General features: G+C 52.1%; 21 protein-coding genes. 14 read left to right on the top strand and 7 right to left on the bottom strand.

The genetic code is table 11. From position 1 onward, the window contains the following. Positions 1-196 precede the first annotated feature (196 nt). From HOJ95_17400 to HOJ95_17390, 3 genes are all read left to right on the top strand, one after another. A complete protein-coding gene (locus HOJ95_17400; GenBank protein MBT6396472.1) occupies positions 197-1,330 on the top strand; it encodes a hypothetical protein in 1,134 nt (377 codons plus the stop codon). 139 nt (positions 1,331-1,469) lie between these two features. Further along, positions 1,470-1,910: a VOC family protein gene (locus HOJ95_17395; GenBank protein ID MBT6396471.1), complete on the top strand. Its 441-nt coding sequence runs from the start codon at positions 1,470-1,472 to the stop codon at positions 1,908-1,910. A gap of 32 nt (positions 1,911-1,942) precedes the next feature. Further along, positions 1,943-3,265, top strand: a complete 1,323-nt coding sequence (locus HOJ95_17390; protein ID MBT6396470.1) for an amidohydrolase — start codon at positions 1,943-1,945, stop codon at positions 3,263-3,265. Here the strand turns inward: HOJ95_17390 and HOJ95_17385 are convergent. From HOJ95_17385 to HOJ95_17375, 3 genes are all read right to left on the bottom strand, one after another. Continuing rightward, complete coding sequence (locus tag HOJ95_17385; protein ID MBT6396469.1) at positions 3,262-4,440, bottom strand: alpha/beta hydrolase; 1,179 nt, start codon at positions 4,438-4,440, stop codon at positions 3,262-3,264. The genes HOJ95_17390 and HOJ95_17385 overlap by 4 nt on opposite strands. Positions 4,441-5,364: 924 nt before the next feature. After that, a complete protein-coding gene (locus HOJ95_17380) occupies positions 5,365-5,823 on the bottom strand; it encodes a universal stress protein (protein MBT6396468.1) in 459 nt (152 codons plus the stop codon). Between the two features lie 106 nt (positions 5,824-5,929). After that, the gene (locus HOJ95_17375; GenBank protein MBT6396467.1) at positions 5,930-7,057 is read right to left on the bottom strand and encodes an alcohol dehydrogenase catalytic domain-containing protein; all 1,128 of its coding nucleotides are present in this window, start codon (positions 7,055-7,057) and stop codon (positions 5,930-5,932) included. Between the two features lie 136 nt (positions 7,058-7,193). Here HOJ95_17375 and aroE point away from each other — a divergent pair, with 136 nt between their 5' ends. From aroE to HOJ95_17325, 10 genes are all read left to right on the top strand, one after another. Continuing rightward, positions 7,194-8,057 carry a shikimate dehydrogenase gene (gene aroE / locus HOJ95_17370; GenBank protein ID MBT6396466.1) on the top strand — a complete coding sequence of 288 codons (864 nt, stop codon included), beginning with the start codon at positions 7,194-7,196 and terminating at the stop codon, positions 8,055-8,057. Between the two features lie 47 nt (positions 8,058-8,104). Beyond that, positions 8,105-9,295, top strand: a complete 1,191-nt coding sequence (locus HOJ95_17365; GenBank protein MBT6396465.1) for a CoA transferase — start codon at positions 8,105-8,107, stop codon at positions 9,293-9,295. A 177-nt stretch (positions 9,296-9,472) separates the two neighbouring features. After that, a complete protein-coding gene (gene cofG, locus HOJ95_17360) occupies positions 9,473-10,480 on the top strand; it encodes a 7,8-didemethyl-8-hydroxy-5-deazariboflavin synthase subunit CofG (protein MBT6396464.1) in 1,008 nt (335 codons plus the stop codon). Then, a complete protein-coding gene (cofH, locus tag HOJ95_17355) occupies positions 10,477-11,682 on the top strand; it encodes a 5-amino-6-(D-ribitylamino)uracil--L-tyrosine 4-hydroxyphenyl transferase CofH (protein ID MBT6396463.1) in 1,206 nt (401 codons plus the stop codon). Before cofG ends, cofH begins: the two co-directional genes overlap by 4 nt. A 19-nt stretch (positions 11,683-11,701) precedes the next feature. Beyond that, positions 11,702-13,147: a 4Fe-4S binding protein gene (locus HOJ95_17350; protein ID MBT6396462.1), complete on the top strand. Its 1,446-nt coding sequence runs from the start codon at positions 11,702-11,704 to the stop codon at positions 13,145-13,147. Further along, positions 13,144-13,773, top strand: a complete 630-nt coding sequence (locus HOJ95_17345; GenBank protein MBT6396461.1) for a nitroreductase family protein — start codon at positions 13,144-13,146, stop codon at positions 13,771-13,773. Before HOJ95_17350 ends, HOJ95_17345 begins: the two co-directional genes overlap by 4 nt. Then, complete coding sequence (locus HOJ95_17340) at positions 13,770-14,738, top strand: 2-phospho-L-lactate transferase (protein ID MBT6396460.1); 969 nt, start codon at positions 13,770-13,772, stop codon at positions 14,736-14,738. Before HOJ95_17345 ends, HOJ95_17340 begins: the two co-directional genes overlap by 4 nt. Positions 14,739-14,785: 47 nt before the next feature. Further along, positions 14,786-15,439 (top strand): 2-phospho-L-lactate guanylyltransferase, encoded by a 654-nt coding sequence (gene cofC, locus HOJ95_17335; GenBank protein MBT6396459.1) that lies wholly within the window; start codon positions 14,786-14,788, stop codon positions 15,437-15,439. Then, positions 15,436-16,197 carry a coenzyme F420-0:L-glutamate ligase gene (gene cofE, locus HOJ95_17330; GenBank protein ID MBT6396458.1) on the top strand — a complete coding sequence of 254 codons (762 nt, stop codon included), beginning with the start codon at positions 15,436-15,438 and terminating at the stop codon, positions 16,195-16,197. The genes cofC and cofE overlap by 4 nt, the downstream gene beginning before the upstream one ends. Positions 16,198-16,374: 177 nt before the next feature. Further along, entirely contained in the window at positions 16,375-17,163 is a 789-nt protein-coding gene (locus HOJ95_17325) for a hypothetical protein (protein MBT6396457.1), read from the top strand. Positions 17,164-17,196: 33 nt separating this feature from the next. On the opposite strand, the gene HOJ95_17320 is transcribed toward HOJ95_17325, so the two are convergent. Together HOJ95_17320 and HOJ95_17315 are read right to left on the bottom strand one after the other, a co-directional pair. Next, a complete protein-coding gene (locus tag HOJ95_17320) occupies positions 17,197-18,510 on the bottom strand; it encodes a TldE/PmbA family protein (protein ID MBT6396456.1) in 1,314 nt (437 codons plus the stop codon). Between the two features lie 11 nt (positions 18,511-18,521). Beyond that, positions 18,522-19,955, bottom strand: a complete 1,434-nt coding sequence (locus HOJ95_17315; GenBank protein MBT6396455.1) for a TldD/PmbA family protein — start codon at positions 19,953-19,955, stop codon at positions 18,522-18,524. A 272-nt stretch (positions 19,956-20,227) separates the two neighbouring features. On the opposite strand from HOJ95_17315, the gene HOJ95_17310 reads away from it, so the two are divergent. Beyond that, on the top strand, positions 20,228-21,517 hold the full coding sequence (locus HOJ95_17310) for a SpoIIE family protein phosphatase (protein MBT6396454.1): 1,290 nt from the start codon (positions 20,228-20,230) through the stop codon (positions 21,515-21,517). A gap of 71 nt (positions 21,518-21,588) precedes the next feature. On the opposite strand, the gene HOJ95_17305 is transcribed toward HOJ95_17310, so the two are convergent. Further along, entirely contained in the window at positions 21,589-22,227 is a 639-nt protein-coding gene (locus HOJ95_17305; protein MBT6396453.1) for a hypothetical protein, read from the bottom strand. 1 nt (position 22,228) lies between these two features. Next, a complete protein-coding gene (locus HOJ95_17300) occupies positions 22,229-22,681 on the bottom strand; it encodes a hypothetical protein (protein MBT6396452.1) in 453 nt (150 codons plus the stop codon). Positions 22,682-22,699: the final 18 nt, after the last annotated feature.

Genomic DNA, 22,699 nt, shown 5'->3' with positions numbered 1-22,699 from the left:
TCAAACAATGATACCGATATCTGTTTTTATCACGAGGAGGCGAAATACTGAAAATGCCCTGGGATTGATTAAATTCTGGGTGGCCCGACAAATAATTAATTCACTCAAACAGGTCCTGGTCGGGCATAATGAAAAAGCATGCGATAATAACTTCTCACCGTATTTTATTGTTATTTGCTCAAAAAGGGTGACCATCATGAAAAGCATTCCGTTCTGGATTTGGTCACTCATCCTTGGTGCCATAGTATTGGTGGTCACTTTACTTATCCCTTCCCACATCACACAGGCCAACCCTTGGTCATTCGGACTCTTATCCCTCATCGGCGGCATCGCCTGGATCAACGCTGCGAGCGAATCGCTTATCCACGGTTCGGAAATTCTTTCGTCCAAAAAGAACTGGAATCATTTCGTAGGCGGAACGATAGGCGAGATTATTTCGACTTTGCCCGAATTCGTTGTCATCGCCTTTATCGTATCTGTTGATCCGATAGCCGCTTTGCTCATCGCCATCGTGACAATTTACAACAACGCAGTTATTTTTTCGATTTACTCTTTTTTCCTACCCAAAACGACAAACGAAGGCGAATATGCGCTACCCGCCCCCATATATAAAATAGGGCGTGAAATTCTCATCGTTGGCAGTACGGTGTCGCTCATCATCGGACTCGTTTTCATAACCGGCCGCTTAGCCACCCCGCCCAAAGAAGTTTTGACAAGCACTGAATCTGCGATTATCGGCCTCGTCATGCTCTTTATTTTCACTCACTATCTCGGCTCACTAATCTCTCATTACAGCGAAAATGAAGTTCCGGAAACTCATCGTCCTGAGGAGCGCTTTAATGAACCCTCCGGCCGAATGACCCTTCTGTTCGCCACCGGCACCCTGGCAGCCTTTGTCGGGGGCCACATGGTTTCAACATTTGCGGAAATCATGCTTCACAAGGTGCACCTCTCGCCGGTACGCGCCTCCCTCGTTCTGGCCTTTTTCGCAGGCATCGCCGAAATTTTCATCATTATCGAAAGCCACCACAAAAAAGAATATGAAATAGCCCTCTCTAACGCCTTCGGTGGAATTACACAGGTAAATTTTCTGGTTTTCCCGTTTACCCTACTCCTCATCTCCGTTGTGCAAATTTTCGGACTAGCTCCCGCAGGTTTCATCGGAATTCCCATCGATAGCACTTTGATTTTCCTTATGGTCCAGCTCTTTCCAGTGTTTTTTGTGCTCTTCGAATTAATGCAGGACGGCCATACGCTCTCGAATTTCGACGGAGCGGCCATGTTGGGACTTTTCCTGCTAATTCTCTATTTCCTGGTGACAAACGGCTAGAGGAAGTACGCGGGCGCTACAAAAACCAATTTCGGCATCCACATCCTCCGGTGGTGGCGTGCCCCTCTCTTCCCATTTACAATTCAGCCACGGCTTTAATTCGGCTATTTAATTTCATATTCACGAGGGGAGAAGCGCCATGTTTGAAACAACTAAGGGCAATGTCGATATCGGTCTTACAACACGAGACATCAAAGCCATGCGCAATTTTTATATTGATGTTCTGGGCCTTGAAGAGGTGGCAATCGTCGATATCCCAGGCGATTTTATTTCTAGCGTAGGTTTCGGTACAGGCTCATGTAAGCTCCACGCCCTTAAGTTCGGCGATATCCTCATCAAGCTTCTTGAGTGGAACGAGGCACCACCCGCAGCGGATCCTCTTGCCGACAAACTGGCGGGCTTTCGCTATCTAACGTTCTGGGTAAAAGACATGGAAGCAGCTGTGGACCACCTCAAGGCCAAGGGCGTAAAACTTGAGTGCGAAATTACTTCGCGTGTTCCCGAACGAAAGCTCGTCTTTTTCAAAGACCCGGACGGAAACCTACTTGAACTCAACTGGATCGATCCGGCATCAGTGTAACCACAACTCCTGTCTCTACTAGAGGAAGTCCCATGGACGAGATCAAACAAAAAGCACTCAACTACATTGATTCGCAAAGCGGCGAGGCACGGGAGATTTCCCGCGAGATATGGAAGTTCGCCGAGGTGGCACTTGAGGAATTTCAGTCCGCAGAGCTCTTGGAAGACCTGCTTGAGCAAAATGGCTTCACGGTCCAGCGAGGGGTGGGCGATCTGCCCACTGCTTTCATCGCACGGTCGGGCAAAGGCGGACCTGTCATCGGCATCCTCGGCGAGTACGACGCACTACCCCATTGCGGCCCCACCCATGATGCGCAAGGACACGGGTGTGGACACAACCTTTTTGGAACGGCCTGTGCCTATGCGGGCATCGCCATCGCACGCGCTCTGCGTGACTCTGACACACCAGGCCAGGTTGTCGTATACGGTTGCCCGGCCGAGGAAACGCTAGAAGGAAAAGTCTACATGGCGCGGGACGGCGCCTTCGACGGCCTAGATGCAGTACTCACTTGGCATCCGCACTGGGGAAACTACACACGGGCCGGCTCGACGAACGCGATGGATTCAATGGCGTTTGAATTCTTTGGCGAGAGCGCCCATTCGGCTCGCGACCCCTGGAATGGTCGGAGCGCCCTCGACGGCATCGAGATCATGAATTACGGCGTCAACATGATGCGCGAGCACATGATCGAGGAGGCACGAATACACTACGTCATCATGGACGGCGGTGTCGCCCCGAACGTAGTGCCCTCCTATGGTCGGGTTTGGTACTACGTGCGGGCACCGAAGCGGACCATCGTCGGCGAATTGAGCGAGCGGGTGCGCAATTGCGCCCGGGCGGGAGCACTGGCCTCTGGAACCGAGATGAAGGAAACCCTACTAACCGCCGTCTATGAAACCTTGCCTAATCTCGCAATGTCGAACTGTGTTCAACTCAACCTTGAGGCCATCGGCGCGCCAACCATAACAGACGAAGAGCGCGCCTTCGCTAAAAGCCTGGGCTTTGAGGAGCCGCTATCAGAGGAGATTCTTCCCCTCAACCCCGAGCACACCCGTCCCAGCAACGAGCGCGGCAACGTGAGTTGGCTGGCACCTCTAGGTAATCTCTACACTGCCTGTCACGCACCGGGGACACCAGGCCACAGCTGGCTCGCCACCCAGCAATACGGCATGGAAATCGGCGAGAAGGGCATGATCACCGCCGCCAAGGCAATGGCCGCCTCGGCCCTAGATCTAATCATCGACAAGGACTTAATGAAGGAAGTACGGGCGGAATTCGAGGAGAAGACCCGCAACTTCACCTATGACCCACTCATCCCTGCGGGCCAGAAACCCAACCCGCTTGGGGTGCGCTAGGCCCCGAGCTTCTCGGCAGTCCAGTCGGCCATATAGGAAATGACGGGCTGAATGTAGTCCATATGGCAGTGTTGCGCCCCGCCTTCGGGACCAGAGTAGACGCGCAGCGTCTTGTCTTTTGAGCCCGCCGCCTTTAAAAGCTTTTTCGCATCGACCAAGGGAATTTGCTGGTCGTCGTCCCCGTGGACAATCAAGAACGGGCACTTCATCTTTTGCACCACACCATCGAGACGGAACCCTTCGAGTTTTTTGAGAGCCTCCTCGGATGTTTTAGTATTGAAGCTCCAGGCTAAGTGCGCCCCCGGGGAGGGAAGCTGAATCTTGTAGGCTGCCTCGATGCGCCGCTTCCAGATTTCGTGATAGTCCCACTGCGCCCCCCAAGCGATGCAGGCTTTGAAGCGCTTCTCCATCGAAGCCGTGCGCGGAGCATAGTAACCGCCGAGGCTTGAGGCGAAGATGGCGGCCTTTTTGGCATTCACATCCTTTCGCTTCTCCAGCCAATTGAGGATCGCGGTCCCGGCGACTTCGTAGTCATGCCGGAGGTAGATTCCCCTGAAACGAATAGCCTCGCCCACCCCCGGAGTGTCAGGAACAACAACGCTCATCCCGCGCCGAACCAACTCAAGCGTCGCCATCGAGAAACCACCTTCTTTTGTTCCGTCAAAGCCTGTGTACTGAACGACGACAGGTGGCTTGGCCTTTTTTGTGTTCTGGGCATGGACGAAGTAGGCGGGCAGCTTCTTTTTGCCCTCGAAGGGAATTTCAACGATTTCTGTGCGCGGGCTATCGGTCAGTGTGACGTAGCGGTGAAAACAATCGATAGACTTCCGATAGAGCGCTTTTGATTTTGCGTTTTTGGGAAACATGAAGCGATCCGCCGCCTGATAGTAATTACAGGCCCGATTATAGAAATCGGCCGCGCTATAGAGATTTTTCTTTCGCTGGGCAGCTTGGCCCATCTCCCGAAGGCGGTCGCCCATCCGCGTCCATTCGCGCACCCAGGCTTTATCGTCGCCATCTTTTCCCTTGAGGCGTCGGCAAATTTCGAAAATCTCTGAAGTGTTGGCAGCCCCACCCGACACACGCTGAAGGCTGATCGAAGTGATAAACGACCAGCGGTAGTCTTTGGGAAACGCGGTGAACCACTCTCTTTTACGCTTTGCATTGACGGCCATTTAGAATCTCCTTTGAGAAAAAACCAGATTGCGGATATATATATCAGCTTACCATTTAAACGATTCCAAGTGCGCTTGATGCGGCAGGGAGTGAGACCTTTCCAATATTAAAATCTCGCCTCAATCTGCAACAAATCCCATTGACTCATCGCTCGGCTGGAGTTCGAGCACACCTTCTCCTTGGTTGGTGACAATCGATCCAACCCATTTAATTAAATGGAAAAGAATATCCTTATTATAGTTTGATCCCTGACGCTACGAAACCGCAAATGAGCAATTACACCACTCACCTCACGTGTACCGACACAAATCCTCGCGGCATTCAAAAGTCAATTTTCACATTAGAACGGCAAGAAAAATACGATGGAGAGGTCAGTCAAGAAATGAATAACCATTCGGTGAGGTGGTAGCCTAACGAGGAGACGTAAAACCAGCGATTAATAATTTGACCTTTTCTTAAAATAATTTGGCGGACGGTACATTAAGCTGGGTCGGCCCTCCCGTAGGCACCATCTCCAGCAGCCCGCTCAACATACCGTCCGCCAAAATCTTTTTTCCGGCCTGTTGCTGCCGGACCTTAAAATTTTATTGACGGACGATGCATCAAGATGGGTCGGCCCTCCCTCAGGCACCGTTTCCAGTAGCCCGCTCAACACATCGTCCGTCAAAAATCCTCCCTTTAAAAATAGCCTTTTAGTTCCCTCTTCCAAATAAATTGCAAATCTTGAGCCAATTCCCAACACAAATTCCAAACCATCATCTATCCATAAGTCTTTTTATTTCAACGTGTTACTTTTCCCCTCTTCATATCTAAAAAGCGGCAAGAGCAACAACGTCTCATTATGGCAGACCTGTCAGGACACAATGTCCCAATCAATAGGTATCCACCCGAGCAAACACCACACCAAAATCAGTCACCTGCGACTAAGAGTTCCCTCTAATGACAAAAACCGGACATGGCGCGTGACGAATTACACGCTCAGCTACACTGCCCATGAGAAGGCGGCTCAAACCTGTTCGTCCGTGGGTGGACATCACAATCAGATCGTAGTCACCCTCTTTCGCCATACGCACAATTTCATTGCTCGAATCGCCCATGAGGGTTTGTCGCTCCACCTGTTGATCCGCCTCAGCTACGGCCACAAGCGCCTCCAACTCTTTTTCGGACTCTTGGTATTTCTCTTCTCTTAAAGCCTGCCAGTTCGCATGGACAACGGACTCCTGGCCATACGTGTCTGGAAAGGAAGGCTCCTCGGATACGTGTAGCGCCGTAACCCTTGCACCCCGAATTTCGGAAATTTCCAGAGCCGTCTTAAGAGCCTCGATACTGAATTGGGAGAAATCGACTGGGGCAAGAATTTTTTTTGGTTCGAAACGTTTCATGGCATCACCCCTCAAAAATATAGGAAGGGAGGGCCTATATCAGAAAAGAATGCATATCTTGTGCCCTATAAAGGCTATAAAATAAGGTATTCCGCCATTTAAAGCGTTATTTGTCGGGGGTAAGTATGACTTTGAGGCAATCTCCCGTACCGGTGATTTCGATGCCCGCCTGTACCTGAGAAAGCGGCATCCGGTGCGTAACAATGTCATCGATGGGGAGTGTGGTTCTCGACAGCATATCGAGCACCGTCTCGAACTGGACCTGGGGATAGGCCCAGGAGCCAAAGATGTCTACATCTTTATTACAAATCTGATGAGGCCGAATTTCGACTCCGCCCGGATCGCCATAGTGTCCGACCTCGACGAGTTTCCCACCCCGGCGAACCAGATCAAGACCCTCCTCAAAAGCCGCTGGGACGCCCGCAGCCTCGAGCACCACATCGGGACCCACTCCATCTGTCCAGGAGAGAACCTGCTCCTTTCGCTCCTCTCGGGAGAGTTTCGAGAGATTCACCGTACGGGTAGCACCCAATTTTCTAGAAAACTCAAGGCGTGCATCTGATAAATCAAGGGCAATGATCTCCCCCGCCCCCATGTTTCTGAGCGAGGCGACGACAAACAAACCAATTGGCCCCACACCCATCACCGCACAACGAGAGCCCGCGCCGAATCCCTCGCCTGCATATGGAACACCGGGGGAAAGGGCTCGGCTAACCGCTCGCTGGGCCACCGCAAGCGGCTCGGTCATCGCAGCACGCTCAAGAGAGAGTCCATTCGGGAGTTTGAGAACAAACGCATCACCCGGAACATAGACATATTCAGAAAATGCCCCGAACAGATGGGGCGACTCCGCAGAGGACCGAAACCCGAATACGCTGCGATTCGGGCAAAGCTGCGGGCGATGAGGAACGTGGATACAATACCAGCACTTACCACAGGCCTGGGTTCCCGGAACAACCGTCACGGCATCGCCTTCTTTAAGAGGACCTCCCACAACCTTCATCGAATCATTCGCCCGAGGGCCAATGGACTCGACAATACCGCTGAATTCGTGCCCCGGAATTACGGGCCAGTCCAGGTTCATCTTTCCGGCAAACATGTGTTTGTCCGAGCCACAGACACCGACCGCCGAAACTTTCAGCAAAAGGGCATCATCGGCCACCTCGGGCTTCGGGTATTCACGAAGGGCGATCTCTCCCGGCTGGATCATGGTAGCGGCCTGGACGGTAGCCATGGTAGTTCTCCTTGTATAAAAGAAAATTCGACAGATGTGTTGCAGAACGTTGTTCTCCACCGTAATCTAACCTATCTTCCCGGAGCGCAAAAGGCGCAACATCCGGATGATTCGACTTCGATAAAGGAGTAATCCGTTGGCCCTGGAAAAAACGCTCGCGATCTTCGGCTACCCACTTGGCCATACCATGTCACCGACCATGCACAACGCCGCCGCCGAAGCACTAGGACTCCCTTACCATTTCCTCGCCTTTGAGGTGCGGCCTGAAAATATCGAGGCGGCTTTCCGAGGCTCACTGGCAATGGGATTCGGCGGCCTCTGCATCACAATTCCCCACAAACTCGCCATACACGATCTCGTTGACGAGCTCAGCGAGGATGCCCGGATAATGGGCGCGGTCAATGTTGTCACATTCGGCACCGACGGAAAAACGATGGGCCACAATACCGACGGCATAGGATGGCTTCGCTCGCTTGAGGAGGAGACTGGAGAAACACCCAAGGACAAGCGCTGCATGATCATCGGAGCTGGTGGGGCGGCAAGAGCTGTAGCGATAAAACTTGCACAAAGCGGTGCCGCACACATCGAAATACGAAATCGAACAGTGGAGAAAGCTGGTGCTCTTGCGCAATTTATCGAGAAAAAAATTCCGGGCGCCAGGACATCTAGCGGCGGTCTCGATGACATCTCCTCTGCAGCGGCGGATTACGAAATCATCGTCAACACAACGAGCCAAGGGATGAAGGGCGACCCGGCCCAGGAGGCGGCCACCCCGCTTGACACAAAATCTATTCCTGAAGGGGCAATCTGCACGGATGCCGTCTACAATCCCGTGGACACGACTTTTTTAAAAGGGGCAAAAAGCCGAGGGGCACGAACGGTGAGCGGGGTCGGATGGTTCGTCAATCAGGGCGCCGCCGCGTGGGAGCTCTGGACCGGCACCAAAATGCCCACGGATCTAATTCGAAACAAAGTGCTTGAGGCGCTTGGCGCCGTCTAAAACCATCGCACGAGATAATTCTTTCTTGTTAAATAAGGACCATTGCCATGACCTCTCCACTCGAAGGACTTAGAGTTCTCGACCTCTCCCGCGTTCTCGCAGGCCCATTTTGCACCATGATGCTTGGTGACATGGGTGCCGAAATCATCAAGGTTGAACACCCCGAGGGCGGAGACGACACGCGGGGCTGGCCACCTTTCTATGACGGTGGCGAGAGCACCTATTTCCAGTCCGTCAATCGTAATAAGAAAAGTCTCACTCTCGACCTCAAAGCCGAGGAGGGAAAAGAGATCGTCCGCCAACTGATCGAAAAATCCGATATTCTCATTCAAAATTTTCGCCCCGGCACAATCGAGCGCCTGGGATTCGGTTGGGATACATGTAGCGCCATCAATCCGAGGCTCATCTATGCCTCCGTTTCGGGTTACGGACAGACGGGCCCTAACCGGGAACGCCCTGCATATGACATCCTTCTTCAAGCCGAGGGTGGCCTGATGAGCATCACCGGTGAGCAGGAAGGCGGCTCGGTCAAAACCGGAATCGCCATCGCCGATCTCACCACCGCCCTGTTTTCCATCCAAGGGATACTCCTTGCCATCATCGCCCGCGAAAAAACGGGTCGCGGCCAGTACATCGACATGGCGATTCAAGACGGCCAAGCAGCGCTAATGAGCCACGCTGCCGGCAATTTTTTTGGGACAGGCGTGCCCCCAGGTAAAATGGGAAACCGCCACCCGAGCATCTGCCCCTACCGGGACTTTCAATGCTCAGACGGCACCCTCATCGTAGCCGCCGCAAACGATAGCCTCTGGGATCGTTTTGCGCGGGCAATCGGTCGGGCCGATCTTGCCGATGACCCAAAATGGAAAATAAATGACGATCGAGTGAAGGGACGCGATGAGCTTGAGGCTATCCTTGATGAAACCATGAAAAGTAAAACCCGAGCCCAATGGGCTGAAGCCATCTCAAAAGGTGGTGTTCCTTGCGGACCGGTAAAAAATGTTGGAGAGGTCGCCTCGGACCCGCAGGTGCTACACCGCGAGATGGTCATCGAAATGGAGCACGCCACAACAGGGACCCTCAAGATGATGGGAATTCCCGTTAAACTTTCGGATACCCCGGGAGAGGCAAAACTCCCTCCCCCCCTCCTTGGCGAGCACACCGACGAAATTCTGGGGGGCCTTCTCGGCCATTCCGACTCAAAAATAACGGAACTCCGGGATAAAAATGTGATTTAATCTATTTATCCACCACCTTTCCTTTTCGCTTATCCAGCCTGAATACAACTCCCTTCAAGGGCGACAGACTTGATTCCCAGCCAGAAATCTAATCGACCCCTAGCTTCCGTCCTGGTCTCTAACCAGATAGTATCTGGTCAAAGAAGTTTTCATCAGCCTTTCCGATGGGGGCATAAATTGACCCAGAGAGTCATCACGTATTCTGCTAATTTCACGCTGGCGACCACACTGTGGTGCGTGAATCGCTGCGGCTACTGTAGTTTCAGAAGCGATGCACCAATCATGATGCCGCTAGATGAGTGCGAGCGCGTCGGACGGGCGGCAATTGAGGAAGGGGCTGTTGAGGCGCTGATAATGACTGGCGAGGGTATCGACCGCCACCGTGGGCTTCGCGACCAGCTCGCGGGCTGGGGATTTGACTCCTACGCCGCCTATACCGCCGAAATATGTCGGCGGTATCTAAACATGGGTCTACTTCCTCACACCAATATTGGCACCCTTGAGGAATGGGAGCTTGAATTACTCAAACCCTACAACGTGAGCATGGGCATGATGGTCGAAACCGTGAGTTCCGAGGCAACTCGCATCGCCCATCGCGCCGCCCCGACTAAAATGCCTGAACTACGCCTTGCCAGCCTTGAGGCTGCCGGGCGCCTCGGCATTGCCTTCACCACAGGCATTCTTGTTGGTATCGGAGAACGCCCTGAGGAGCGCATTCAGGCCCTTGAGTCCATTGCCGAAATCCATTCGCGCCACGGCCATGTACAGGAAATTATCCTCCAGCCGCTCAACCCTCAAGCAGAAACTCCGATGGCCAGTTGGATGAGACCGACAGACGAGGAAATCGCCACTTTAATTTCCGAGGTGCACAGACTCATGCCAGGCGTTCATGTGCAGATTCCCCCGAACCTGGTGGACGATCTTTCTGCGCTCCTTGAAGCCGGTGCGGATGACATCGGCGGAATCGCCCCTGAGCCCGACTACATTAACCCCGACCGCCCATGGCCAAAGCTCGCCGCCCTAAGCGATCAATTGGCCAAAAAAGGCATGTCGCTACGACCACGCATGCCGATCTATGATGAATTTATTGAAGCTGGCTGGTGCCCCGAACCTGCAATTGAGGCACTAGACAACCAACTTACTCGGCGGGCTGAAACCATAGCCGCTGCCTTGGAGATGTCATGATCTCGCCTACGAGTTTAGAAATTCTTGACGCCTTCGAAGCCGGGGAGGCGCTTTCGATTTCGAGCGCCAGTGCCCTAATCGAGGAAACCTCCTCCGGCACCAACGAGCGGATCAATCATCTCGCAGATGTCGAAAGAAAGGCCGCTGTTGGTGATGAAGTAACTTACATTGTCAACGCTAACGTCAACTTCACGAACGTTTGTTATACCGACTGCAAATACTGCGGTTTCTATCGTCGACCAAATGACCCGGACGCCTACACACACGACGACGATGTGCTGCGAGAAAAATTTGCGCGCGCACGCGATTTCGGGGTGACCGAAATTTGTATGCAGGGTGGCCTGAATCCAGCCATCTCTCTCGACCGCTACGAAGAGGTATTGCGCTTGGCGCAAGAGGAAATCCCCGGTGTTCATATGCACGCCTACTCGCCTGCCGAAATCGATCACATCCAGAGAAAGACCCGTCTTCCCCTAGAAGTGATTTTAAAAAGGCTAAAGGAGGCGGGCCTGGGCTCGATACCCGGTACCGCCGCAGAAATCCTCGTCGAGCGCGTAAAAAGCATGATCAGCCCGAGACGTATTCCTGTTGAGCGCTGGTGCGAAATAATTCGGGCAGCCCATTCGGTTGGCATCCCGACTACATCCACCATCATGTACGGGCATATCGAATCTGCCGCCGATGTGGCCGAACACATGGGAATCCTTCGCAGCATACAGGCAGAGACAGACGACGAAGAGAAGGGCCGCTTCACTGAATTCGTGCCTCTGCCCTTCATACCCTACGACAATACAATGGGCCCCGAGTTTGGCATCAACAAAGTTGCTGACCTTGACTACATTTTCCGTATTCATGCTGTCGCGCGGCTTTTCCTCAAAGATTCCATCAAAAACATCCAGGTAGCCTGGCCCAAAATCGGAATCGGCGCGGCCAAACAAGCTCTCTCGCTGGGCGTTAATGACATGGGCGGCACATTGCTCGAAGAGAACATCACGCGAGAATCTGGTGGGGAGTACGGACAGGCCCTGACTGTCGGCCAATTCCGAGAAGCCATCGCCACTGCAGGACGGACACCCGTTCAACGCTCGACGACCTATGAGAGAATTCCCGAGGACGATCCGCGCTACCGCCCCCCTCGCCCAGGAGACGACGAAATGCTTGGGGAAAAGTCCACGGGCGGCGAAAAACTCATCTCCCTGTAAACCTTCCAAGGAAAATGAATTGAGCGATTCTCTTTATCATCCGTTGTTCAAGGACATGATGAACGATGTGGTGGATGCGGGAAGCTGCTGCCAGTGCGGAAGCTGCGTTTTAGTTTGCCCCCACAATATCATTGAATACATCGACGGATATCCGAAACAAACGGCTAAGGCGAGTGCTGCTTTCGACTACTGCGGTATCAGTGAGGGTGTGGGTTGCGATGTATGCGCTTCGGCCTGCCCGCGCCTCTGGCCTCGGGAAATTCACCTTCGGGACACCGTATTCCAGGACGACCGGCCTTATGAGGGCATCTTCGGCGTCTATCGGAGAGTTTTCGTAGCCCGCACCAATCGGGATGAAATCATGGCTCGTGCCCAGGACGGTGGGATTGTCACCGCGTTGCTGTCCTGGGCGCTCAGAGAAGGTCGTATCGATGGCGCCATAGTATCGGCGGTCGGAGAGGATGACCCTCCCTGTTTTCCAAGCCCGAAGCTTGCCACCACAGAGGAAGGCATCCTGAATAGCGCAGGAAGCTGGTACACCTACTGCCCAAACGACCTCGCGCTGGAGGAAGCCAAGGAAAAAGATCTGAAAAAAGTTGCTTTCATCGGAGTTCCTTGCCAGATCACGCCTCTTCGAAAGATGGAATTGATCGATCCCTCGTTTCTTCTGAGCCATAAAAAACGCCCACAGCATATTGAAAAACAGCGGAGCTTCCTTCGCGGATTTCAAGAAAGGGTGGCTTTTAGTGTCGGGCTGTTTTGCACCGAAGTATTCACCCCCGAACTGATGACAGAAAAAATTGAAAAGGAAATGGGCATCCCGCTTAGAGACGTCACCAAATTCAACGTAAAGGGCGAAGTACTCATCTATAAAAAAGACGGGGATGTAGCGACACTTCCTCTTGCGGAGGCAATGGAGAACTACCAGCGGCCCGAGTGCCGACACTGCGGCGATTTTTCAGCCGAGTTGGCTGATATCGCCTGCGGTGGAGTGGGAACGCGCGGCTGGACAATCATTGTCCTGCGCACGAAAAAAGGAGAGGACATATGGCGCGAATTTGAAAAAGACGCCCTTGTGGAAACGGCTCCCATACAGGAAAACAAAAGGGCCTGGAACATCCTCCAGATACTGGCACGTCGGCAACGCAACCGGATTCCAGAGCTCGGCTCAAGAAGCGGAACCACTTCCGGGCTAGCTCAATACAATCCCGGAGAGGAGGCCGATCATACATCATCTGTCATGGCCGATAGCGGCAAAGCCACCGAGGAGCTAGATGCGTGCATAGCCGCCGCATACCAGGATGAAGAACAGCCAGGAGAGGTCTCGGGTTTCATGGCTGGAAATCCCATTCCTGGTGACCCTGGCGACCCAACACCCAACGAGAAGCGAAAACTCCCGCCGCCGCCGACACCAAATCAAGGGGGAGCGTCACCAGGATGGTCGATAGGCGACAACTCTAAATGAACGAAATCCTTTCCAAAACCTCAATCGAATCCATCTCGCTGGGAGATGCCCTGAGAGGGCGCCGTTCCATCAGGCATTTCACCGACGAACCCGTCGATCCGGAAATTATAAAGCGCGCCATCACGGCGGCGACACTCGCCCCCAGCCCGCACGGAACCGCGCCATGGCGATTTTGTGTACTATCCTCAGAATCATCGAGGAAAAAACTCGCAGAAGAGATGGGACGAAATTTCCTCAGCGACATGGAAAAAGAAGGCGTGCCCATTGAAGAGCGTATGCGCAGGCATAAAGGAAGCATCCAACTTCTTAGCGGAGCGCCCGCCCTTATACTCACGGCGCTTTCCTTCGATGCACTCGACACCTATGACGATTCCGAAAAACAAGAGAGAGAGAACATGATGGCCGAGCATAGCCTCGGCGCGGCCCTGCAGAGCCTGATGCTTGCTCTCACGGCGGAGGGCATGGCTTCGGTTTGGCGGTGCGCCCCACTGTTTTGCCCCGAGACCGCCCGTGATGCGCTAGCGCTTCCTGCCGATTGGGTACCACGCGCACTAATTCTCGTGGGCCACCCCGCCGCGCCGCCACCTCCGAAAAAAACATCCAGCCCCGAGATCATCACCCGATGAGCGCTGAGGGTCCCGTTGTCGCGCTCGCTGGAGGGGTGGGCGGAGCGAAACTCGCCGTTGGACTCGCTAAGGCACTTCCATCGGGCGCCCTGACAGTCATCGTCAACACGGCCGACGATCTGACTCTCCACGGGCTTCATATCTCCCCCGACCTCGATACGGTGATGTACAACCTCGCGGGGTTATCCGACCCCTCGCAGGGTTGGGGAATCAAGGGTGATACCTACGGGGCGCTAGATTTGCTTGGCCTCTACGGCGGCCCTACCTGGTTTAGGCTGGGCGATAAGGACATGGCCACGCACATAAGGCGAACCCAACGACTCTCCGAGGGAACCCGTCTTACGGTGGTGACAGCCGAGCTATGTGCCGCTCTGGACATAAAATCTCGTGTGCTTCCGATGACTGATTCTCCAGTTGCCACACGCGTCCAAACCCCCGAGGGAGAACTTGAATTTCAAGATTATTTCGTCGCCCGCGGAACACGACCAAAAGTCACAGGCGTCCGTTTCCAGGGAGCGGACGAGGCAAGAGCAACACCCGAAGTACTTGAAGCCATTGGCGCGGCGAGAACCATCGTATATTGCCCCTCGAACCCAATGGTCAGCCTGGGTCCGATTCTGGCGATAAAAGATATCAGCGAAAAATTACAGAATCTACCAGGAATCCCCAGAGTGGGGGTCAGCCCTATCATTGGTGGTGCGGCTCTGAGGGGCCCGGCCGCCGATATGCTCAATAGTCTGGGACATGAGGTATCGGCGCTTGGTGTGGCAGAAATCATGCGAGAATACTTGGATGGATATATTTTTGACGACAAAGACACCCATCTAATGCCGTCCTTCGAGGAGAGGGGCATTGCCGCGATGACCGCGCAGAGCGTGATGACCGACACTTCATCTAAGACTACCCTGGCCCGAGTTGTTTTGGATTTCGCCGACAAATTTCGCGACCCTCCCCCAACCAACTGATGGTATGATAGATTCCAACATTCTCACTTGAGTCGAAAGGTCGCCTGATGGACTCTCAACATTCATGCATCGCGCTTGTGCCGGCGAGAGATTTCAGAACAGGGAAATCACGTCTGGCTGGCACCCTGAACGACGATGCACGATGCGAGCTTGGGAAATGGATGTTTGAGCGCGTTCTGGATGCTGCCGCAGCGGCCTCGGGCATCGACACCATCTCCGTTTTAAGTGACGGGGACTTAGCGCTCTCTCTCGCGGAATCAAAAGGCGCCGTGGCTCATAAGTGTCCAGGAATTGATCTGAATGCCGACCTGGAAGCGGGAAGGAAATGGGCGGTCGAAAAGAATGCGGAGATGATTTTGGTCATTCCCGCCGATCTTCCCGCTCTCGCACCCTCGGATATTGAGGCGATACTCGACCTGGCGACTAGAAATACCAACCCCGGCGGATGTTCAGTGATTACGCCCTCTCCCGACGGCGGGACAAATGGCCTTCTGCTTCGCCCGCCCGGTGAAATGCCCTTCGTTTTTGGGCCAAACAGTTTCGCCCGACATCGTTCAGCAGCCATCGACAACTCTATCCAACCTGTCTTATTTGAAAATCCAGGATTTTATTTCGACATCGATACGGCCTCAGACCTAGTCCTCCTCGCAGAAAGAGGCATCGAGGTTCCGGAATGGCTGTCGGCGATCAGTCACGCATGAATTCAGTCGAACTTATACCGCTGGCAGGTATCCCCGAAGTGCGAGCCGAGGATAATCTCTCCGAAATTATCCTTTCCGCCATTGGCGAGTCTGGTCTAACTTTCCTTAAGGGAGACATTCTCGCGATTGCCCAAAAAATCGTAAGCAAGGCCGAGGGACGTTACGTTCGCCTATCCGAAATCGAGCCCTCGGAAGAAGCTACTCATATCGCCGAGCGTGACGGCAGGGACGCGCGACTTGTCGAAGTTGTTTTGCGTGAATCCAATGAAATTGTAATCGCCTCTAACAAAGCCTTGATTGTCGAGCATCGCTCTGGTGCCGTATGTGCCCATGGTGGTGTTGACCATTCCAATCTCGCAGGGGATGCAGACCAAGTCCTTCTTCTTCCCGAGGACGCGGACGCATCCGCTCGAAAAATGAGAAAGGAGCTGGAAAAGAAAATCGGTTTCCCCCCGGCTGTACTGATAGTGGATACACAGGGACGCGCTTTTCGAAGCGGTGTAGTCGGTGTTTCCATCGGCTGTGCCGGAATCGAACCGCTAGTGGATATGCGCGGGGAACTTGATCGTTCGGGACAAAGACTTGAAATCACACAGGTCGCCCAAGCTGACGAAATTGCCGCAGCAACCAGCATCATCATGGGACAGGGAGCAGAAAGCATTCCCGTCGTCATCGTACGTGGCTACGCATATCACCCCGGCGAGAACTCTGCTTCCCGTTTATTTCGAAAAAAAGAAGACGATCTTTTCAGGCAATAGGTCCTAGGAGAGGGCTAAAAGCAACTTTCCTTTATCGCAGCCCATCTTTCAAATTTAATTATTTTCAGCGATTGAATGAATCCTGCCTAGCTTGATACTATATTAGAGGTAAGTTGGTAGGGGTCGCCTATACACTGGCTGGCCTGAGCCCCATCGTAAGCTGAGGAGATCACGATCTTGTCTGGCCCTACTGGAATGAATCAATCGAGTGCTGTTTTGTCCGAAGCATCTGGGGGGGCAGCATCTCTTTCCTCGCCTTCCATTTCGCAATCTCGACCTTGCCCATTCCTGGGCTCTCGAAAAGGGCAAAGCACACCTTTCGAGAGGCCATCCAAAGGCAACGTCTGCTTTGCCCAAAGCCGGATGAAATTCAAATATTTCCGACGCGTATCGGTCCCCTACACTGCGGTATCGCGAAAAATTCAAACAGATCTATGTATGGGATCATTCGATGACTGTTCGATACATAATGAATATTCCTTGCAACTCACAGACAAAGCAGCATCTGACTTTACATCAGAAACGGGTCAACTTGCAGGTATCGAACAAACGTCAACTAGTCATCATCCGACCCAAAAGAGAACAAGAAAAAAAAGAGCCTCTCATGGGTTTTCCTATCACGCCCTCTCAAAGCGAGGAAAAACTACCGTCCAGGCAGGGGCGGCTTTCACGGCTTGTATCATCGCAGCTATGGGGCTATCCCTGTTAATGTCCGCAAGACCCTCGTCGTTCATTGAATATATTTTCATGACGGTAATGCGAAATGACATCAAATCCTTCGGAATGAAGCATCTTGGGATAAAAGACAAATTTGGCTCTTCGGGTGGATTGGTAACTGGGGGGAATTTACGCTCCCTAAAAACAATGTCCAGTTCAACCAAGCAGAAACTAAAAAAATCTAAAGCGTTCAAAAATATGTCTCGGGCTCAAAAAGAACGCCTTCGAAAACAATTCAGCGGCAAATAATCTTCGTGGTTTATTTAATCTTGCAACCATAATTCACATCGTAAAGTTAAAATCTTCTACAAGAGCGCCTGGCATGCGGCTGCTGGAAGTGGAGCGGGCTTTGTAGGTGCCGGCGCTAAGGAACACTTCGCGCTCCCGCGTCAGACCGATCAAATTCTCTCCTAACACACGTTGGAGCGTTTCATCAAAGCGCATAACATTAATTGGCGCCTGAATTTCACCATCCTTCACCCAGAAACTAGCGAACCGCGTCAGGCCCGTCATCCGGCACGATGTTAAATCCGAGTAGTTCAGATACCATAAATCACCGATATAAATACCCTCATCCAACCTTTCCAATACTTCAGAGGCCCGAATATCTCCAGCTGATAGCTCCAACGCTTCCGGCATCTCGCGATCCGATGCCCCGTTCGACGAAGTGGACCACTCTTTTTCTGATCGGGGAGACACCAGACAATCAGCAGGCTCGCCGGACAATATTAGCGGCACCCTCGGCGGCTTGATAAAACCCTGCATTTGGAACTCCGGGCCGAATCCATCCTCTGTATTTTCTGTCAAATTTATCTCGGGATGAAGTCGATCATTATTTTCAATTAACTTTTGCAGCGAACTCTGTTTCGTTTTACGTCCCCGCAACCCAAATCCACTTCTCGACACCATCCACATAAATTCAGACAATGCCGATGGCGAGAGATAAACACAAAATTTTCCGCGTGGCAGAGTCACCGATGGGCGCGAGAGCACTTCCAAATGTCTTACTGCCCCCTGAATTTTTTCAAAAAAAACATCCGGCTCCCAACGAGAACCCGCATAATGACTTTTTGCCGCCTTGTCACCCTCAAAATAAAAAGTCCAGTCGAAGTTGAAATTAAATGTTGAATACCAATTGCGCTGCCCGATCGAATTAGAAAATCCGGCATAAATTCCGCCCGAGGAATAAATACCAACGAGGTCCCTACCCTCACCCGCATTTATAATGGCATTCAAAACATTTCCTTGCGCTGGGAGATTATTTTCACCGCTCTTTTCGCTTGATATTCCATCGGTGGAGTAAGCCAGATGAGGATCTTCGGGCAATTCAGGGAGCATTTCCCGCAAATCTTCCACGACATTTTCCACGTTGGCCCTGTCGTCATCCCACTCCCCGGACAGCGAAACATTTGCTTGCGCATGACGAAGTCCAGAGATCAGGTCAATTCGAAAAAACATCTGCGTAACGGCACCTGCCTGGCGAACAGAATTCTTATTAAAACGCACAAAATCTGAATCTTCGGCAGTAAAAAAAGACGTGCATATTTCTTGACCTCGGACGAGGCCGTTGAGGTGATCAGAAATTCGTTCAAACACTTCTCGCAAAATTATTCTCCGCCAAAGACTTCAATATTGTTGAACAAACAAGCCGGAGTCGCATGGCCGACACGTACCATCTGATTAGGCTCTCCCTTGCCGCAATTTGGAGTACCCAGTACTTCAAACGTATCTCGATTCCCTAGCATCGTCAGATTTTGCCAGAACTGATCTGTGACACCCCGGTAATTAGGGTTCTTGACAACGCTCATAAGCTCCCCATTTTCAATTAGACGAGCCCATTCACAGCCGAATTGAAATTTTCGCCTCGAGTCGTCTATCGACCAAGAACAATTAGTCTTCATGTAAACGCCGCGCTCAACGGAAGCAATCATTTCCTCAAGACTGGAATCACCAGGCTCGATATTAATATTCGCCATTCGATCAATCGGCGGGCGATTCCATCCCACCGCACGAGAGCAAGACACACCAGGAACTCCTGATCGTGCCTGTGAGAGCTCGCCACCGATACCTCTAACCAAAATTCCGTTTCGAATTAAATACTCCCTACTCGCCGGGCTCCCCTCATCATCAAAGGCATAACTCGCCAGTTCACCTAGTTCACCCGGATCAAATACGACATTCAGAAGATTCGAGCCATATCGGAAGTCACCGAACTTATCGAGCGTAATGAAACTCGTCCCTGCATAATTCCGTTCATCACCCAAAATACGGTCAAGTTCCAAGGGGTGTCCGATTGATTCATGAATTTGCAATATCATTTGATCGGGAGAGAGCAGAAGATCCATATCCCCTTCGGGACAATTGGGGACGAACAATAATTCTTCAGCCTCACGAGTCACTTCAGGAGCTGCACCCAGCATTTCGCCTTGTCTTACGGACTCCCATCCGCCTTGCCGTGCATGACCTCTTCCGCCATAGGTTCTTCGCTGGGATTCGGATCCAGCATTTGCCACCGCTCCCATATTGGGTATCAACGCACAAATCATTTGATGCACTGAACCCCCAGCAGAGGTAACCAGCAGACTTTTCTCTTCCAGATAATTAAGAAATGCGAACCATTCAATGATTCGCCCTCCGGTATTCAATTTATTATTTACTTCTTTTAAAAAATCCAATTTCTCGGCCAGCGATATCTGCTCCCAAGGGGTGCCCACGGGACTACTGTAATCTCCTTCGTGGCAAGAAGGCTCCGATTCAAAGAGCCCGGGCACCATATGGCTGGCCGACCGACGAGCCCAGGCAAGCGCATTTTCGGCCGATTTCTTCAATCCTTTCTTCGAAAAATCGCTTGCTGCAGCATAACCAACACCACCTTGATCCCATATGGTGATCATGGCACCGGATTCGTGTGTTTTCACAAACGGTTGTGGGATATTTTTACGAACAGATATTTGCTCTTCTTTTTCTTGTAAAATACGAATGGACCAGGAGTCCACATCGGGAACAATTTCCTTGAATCGCTCAGCAACAGATTCATGCATATGGATAACTCCCAATATTCAAATTCCACAAACCTGTTTTATAAAGAAACGCCTGAATGGCGAACCTTCCGCCATCCACATTACAATTACCGATCTCATGTAAAAAAAGAGTACTATAACCAACAGTGCTTCATGACTTGCCGGATACCAAGGCGCTTATCATAGAAACGCCAATCCGGCCTCATGTTATGATTGTCTAGCCTTCCGCTCAACACCCCGGAAGGAGAGGCTGTACATCTGATATAGCTTCGATAAGTGGATTATTGCCGCCTATGAATGACGACAAATCAAATTTTGAGGAGCGCATCCAGTTTCTGGAGAGTGAAGTCGAAAATCTCAAGCGCGTCCAAGAATGCACAGCGTCCTTAATTTCCTCGCTGGATTTCGATGAGACACTTCATATTATATTAAGAACGGCTCGGGATACCGTCGGGGCTAAACAAGGTTCTATTCTTCTCTACAATAGCGAACTTACGCACCTGGCAATTGCGTATGCTGTGGGCCTCAGAGAAGAAACTGTTAAGCACACCCGTATCATCCCGGGAGAAGGAATCGCTGGGCAAGTTGCTCAGTCGGGCGAACCAATTCTCGTTGAAAATATCGATGAAGATCCTCGTTACAAAGAACGGCGCACTGGCTCTGAGCGCTCTAACGCATTTGCATGCCTTCCGATGAATTGCCATGGAAAGACATTGGGTGTTATGAATTTAAGCCACCCAGGAGAAGAAATTCCTTTCAATCAGAATTCCCTGCCCTTACTCGTCGCACTGGCAAACCAAGCCGCAGTTGCAATTGCTCACTCCGAGCTACACAGGTCTCTTGTCGAGAAAGAAAAACTTGAGCAACAAATCGAGACTGCCCGCTCCATTCAAGAAAGCTTTATCGCTCCTCAAATTTATATCCAGAATGAGGAATTCATGTTCTCGGCACGCAACGTGGCGGCAAGGACCGTAGGAGGCGACCTCTACGATGTTGTGGAAGCCCAAGAAGGTTGCACAGCCTTTTTTTTAGGCGATGTTTCGGGAAAAGGAATTCCGGCCGCGCTTTATATGGCTAGGCTCTTTAGTGAAGTTCACCATTTCATTGGCCTGAACCCCGAACCTGCGGCAGTGCTGACTGCCTTAAACAATTCTCTGTGCAAGCGTCCTCACCGCGGTATGTTCGTGACCATGGCATATGGACTCATCATTCCGAAAGAAAACAGAGCCCTTATATGTAATGCTGGACACCCTTCTCCGATAGTGAAAGAAAAAAACGGAGCAGTCCACATCCTTCCACCGCCTAAACATCCACCTCTTGGTCTTCTGGCTGATATTTCTTTCACCTCCCACGAAGTCCAACTTCATCCGGGCGATCTAATGCTCTTGCACACTGATGGCGTAAATGAGGCCACGAACACATCAGGAGATGAGTTCGGTACATCTCGTCTTGAGCAGGCAATAAGACAATTCAATGGAGAAAATGACCCCGTTGATTTCCTTATTGACCAACTAGAATCTTTCACCGGAAACCATCCCGCCCACGACGACATTACGATGCTTTCAGCGACGAGAAACGCTTAAAATCTACCCTTTGACCTGCTCCCATCTACTTCCAGTTGTCACCGTTCTTTTTATTCCGATTTTCCAGCCTCTTACTCGGGCCAGGTGGGAGAGTACATATCGAGCGCGGCAACATCTTCGATAGCGTCAAGATCAGACTGAATCGTGGTAGGGAGATCGCGTAGCGCTTGTTTTCTTGCCACAACAGCAGCCTTTTCCACTACGTCACCAATCTCGTCTGCAATCATGTAGTTCGCGTCTTCATTTACTAGACGAGCGTTGCGCTCTTCGCGGATACCGGTCAACCTGATTGTACGAGCCTTTGTCATATTCATAGCGACACCCGCTATTGGGTCAAACTCCCGTGCGCCCTTGAACGAACCTTCATATGGCAGAGAATTAGCTTCAACCGTAAGGTTCGGCCTTGCGTCCGCCACCCTCTTGGCCACGAGTACCACCGCATGAAGTGGATGGCCTATGTTCTCGGTGAGCCATTTTGCGGGGCTATCGCAGAAATCGTCCTGCCCGGCCACCTTTTGTGTGTGATAAGGTTGCGGGCCAACAACATCAGGCATCTTCATCATCTCGCCCACAAACCAATCGTCCAGGTCTTCAATGAGCTGCTTGCCGCCTGCCGCAGCCTCCACCGGGTCGAGCGTGAGCTTCCGCCAGTTCGGCTGCATCACTCCCACTGTACCATCAAGCATTTCCACTACTCTTACCTGTGCCATATTATTGTTCTCCCACGACGATCATCGAGCCGTTCTTGTCCGCGAGGGTGCCGGTTGAGTCATCGACGTTAAGACGGGTCGATCCGGTGGCGAGCGTGACCTCCTCAAGCATACCGACCCGGACAACAGAACCCGCCACTGCGTAGGTGGCGTTCGCCATCGCCGTTGCAAAATTAAAAGTGTAGTCACCCACCCCGTTATCTGTGATGGACGAGACATTCACATCGTCATCAATCGAGGGCGCTCCCCCGCCGCTCCAGTTGCACCAAGCACCGACCATCTTGTCCTTGTAAAGATGATTCGCGGTGGGTGTGGCTGGGGCTGCCGTTGTCAGCGCCCCGTGTGTCCCGTCGGTGTTGTGCTCGATAAGCGAGTGTCGATTCAGGGTGTCGGCTTTTGTCCCGTGGCCCGCGCCCACCATCTCCTCTGTGTACTGAATGCTCTGGTCAGCCATTTTTTTCTCCTTTAAAGC

The organism is Nitrospinaceae bacterium (assembly GCA_018669005.1).
GTDB lineage: Bacteria > UBA8248 > UBA8248 > UBA8248 > UBA8248 > UBA8248.
This window is presented reverse-complemented; position numbering and strand designations above follow the sequence as displayed.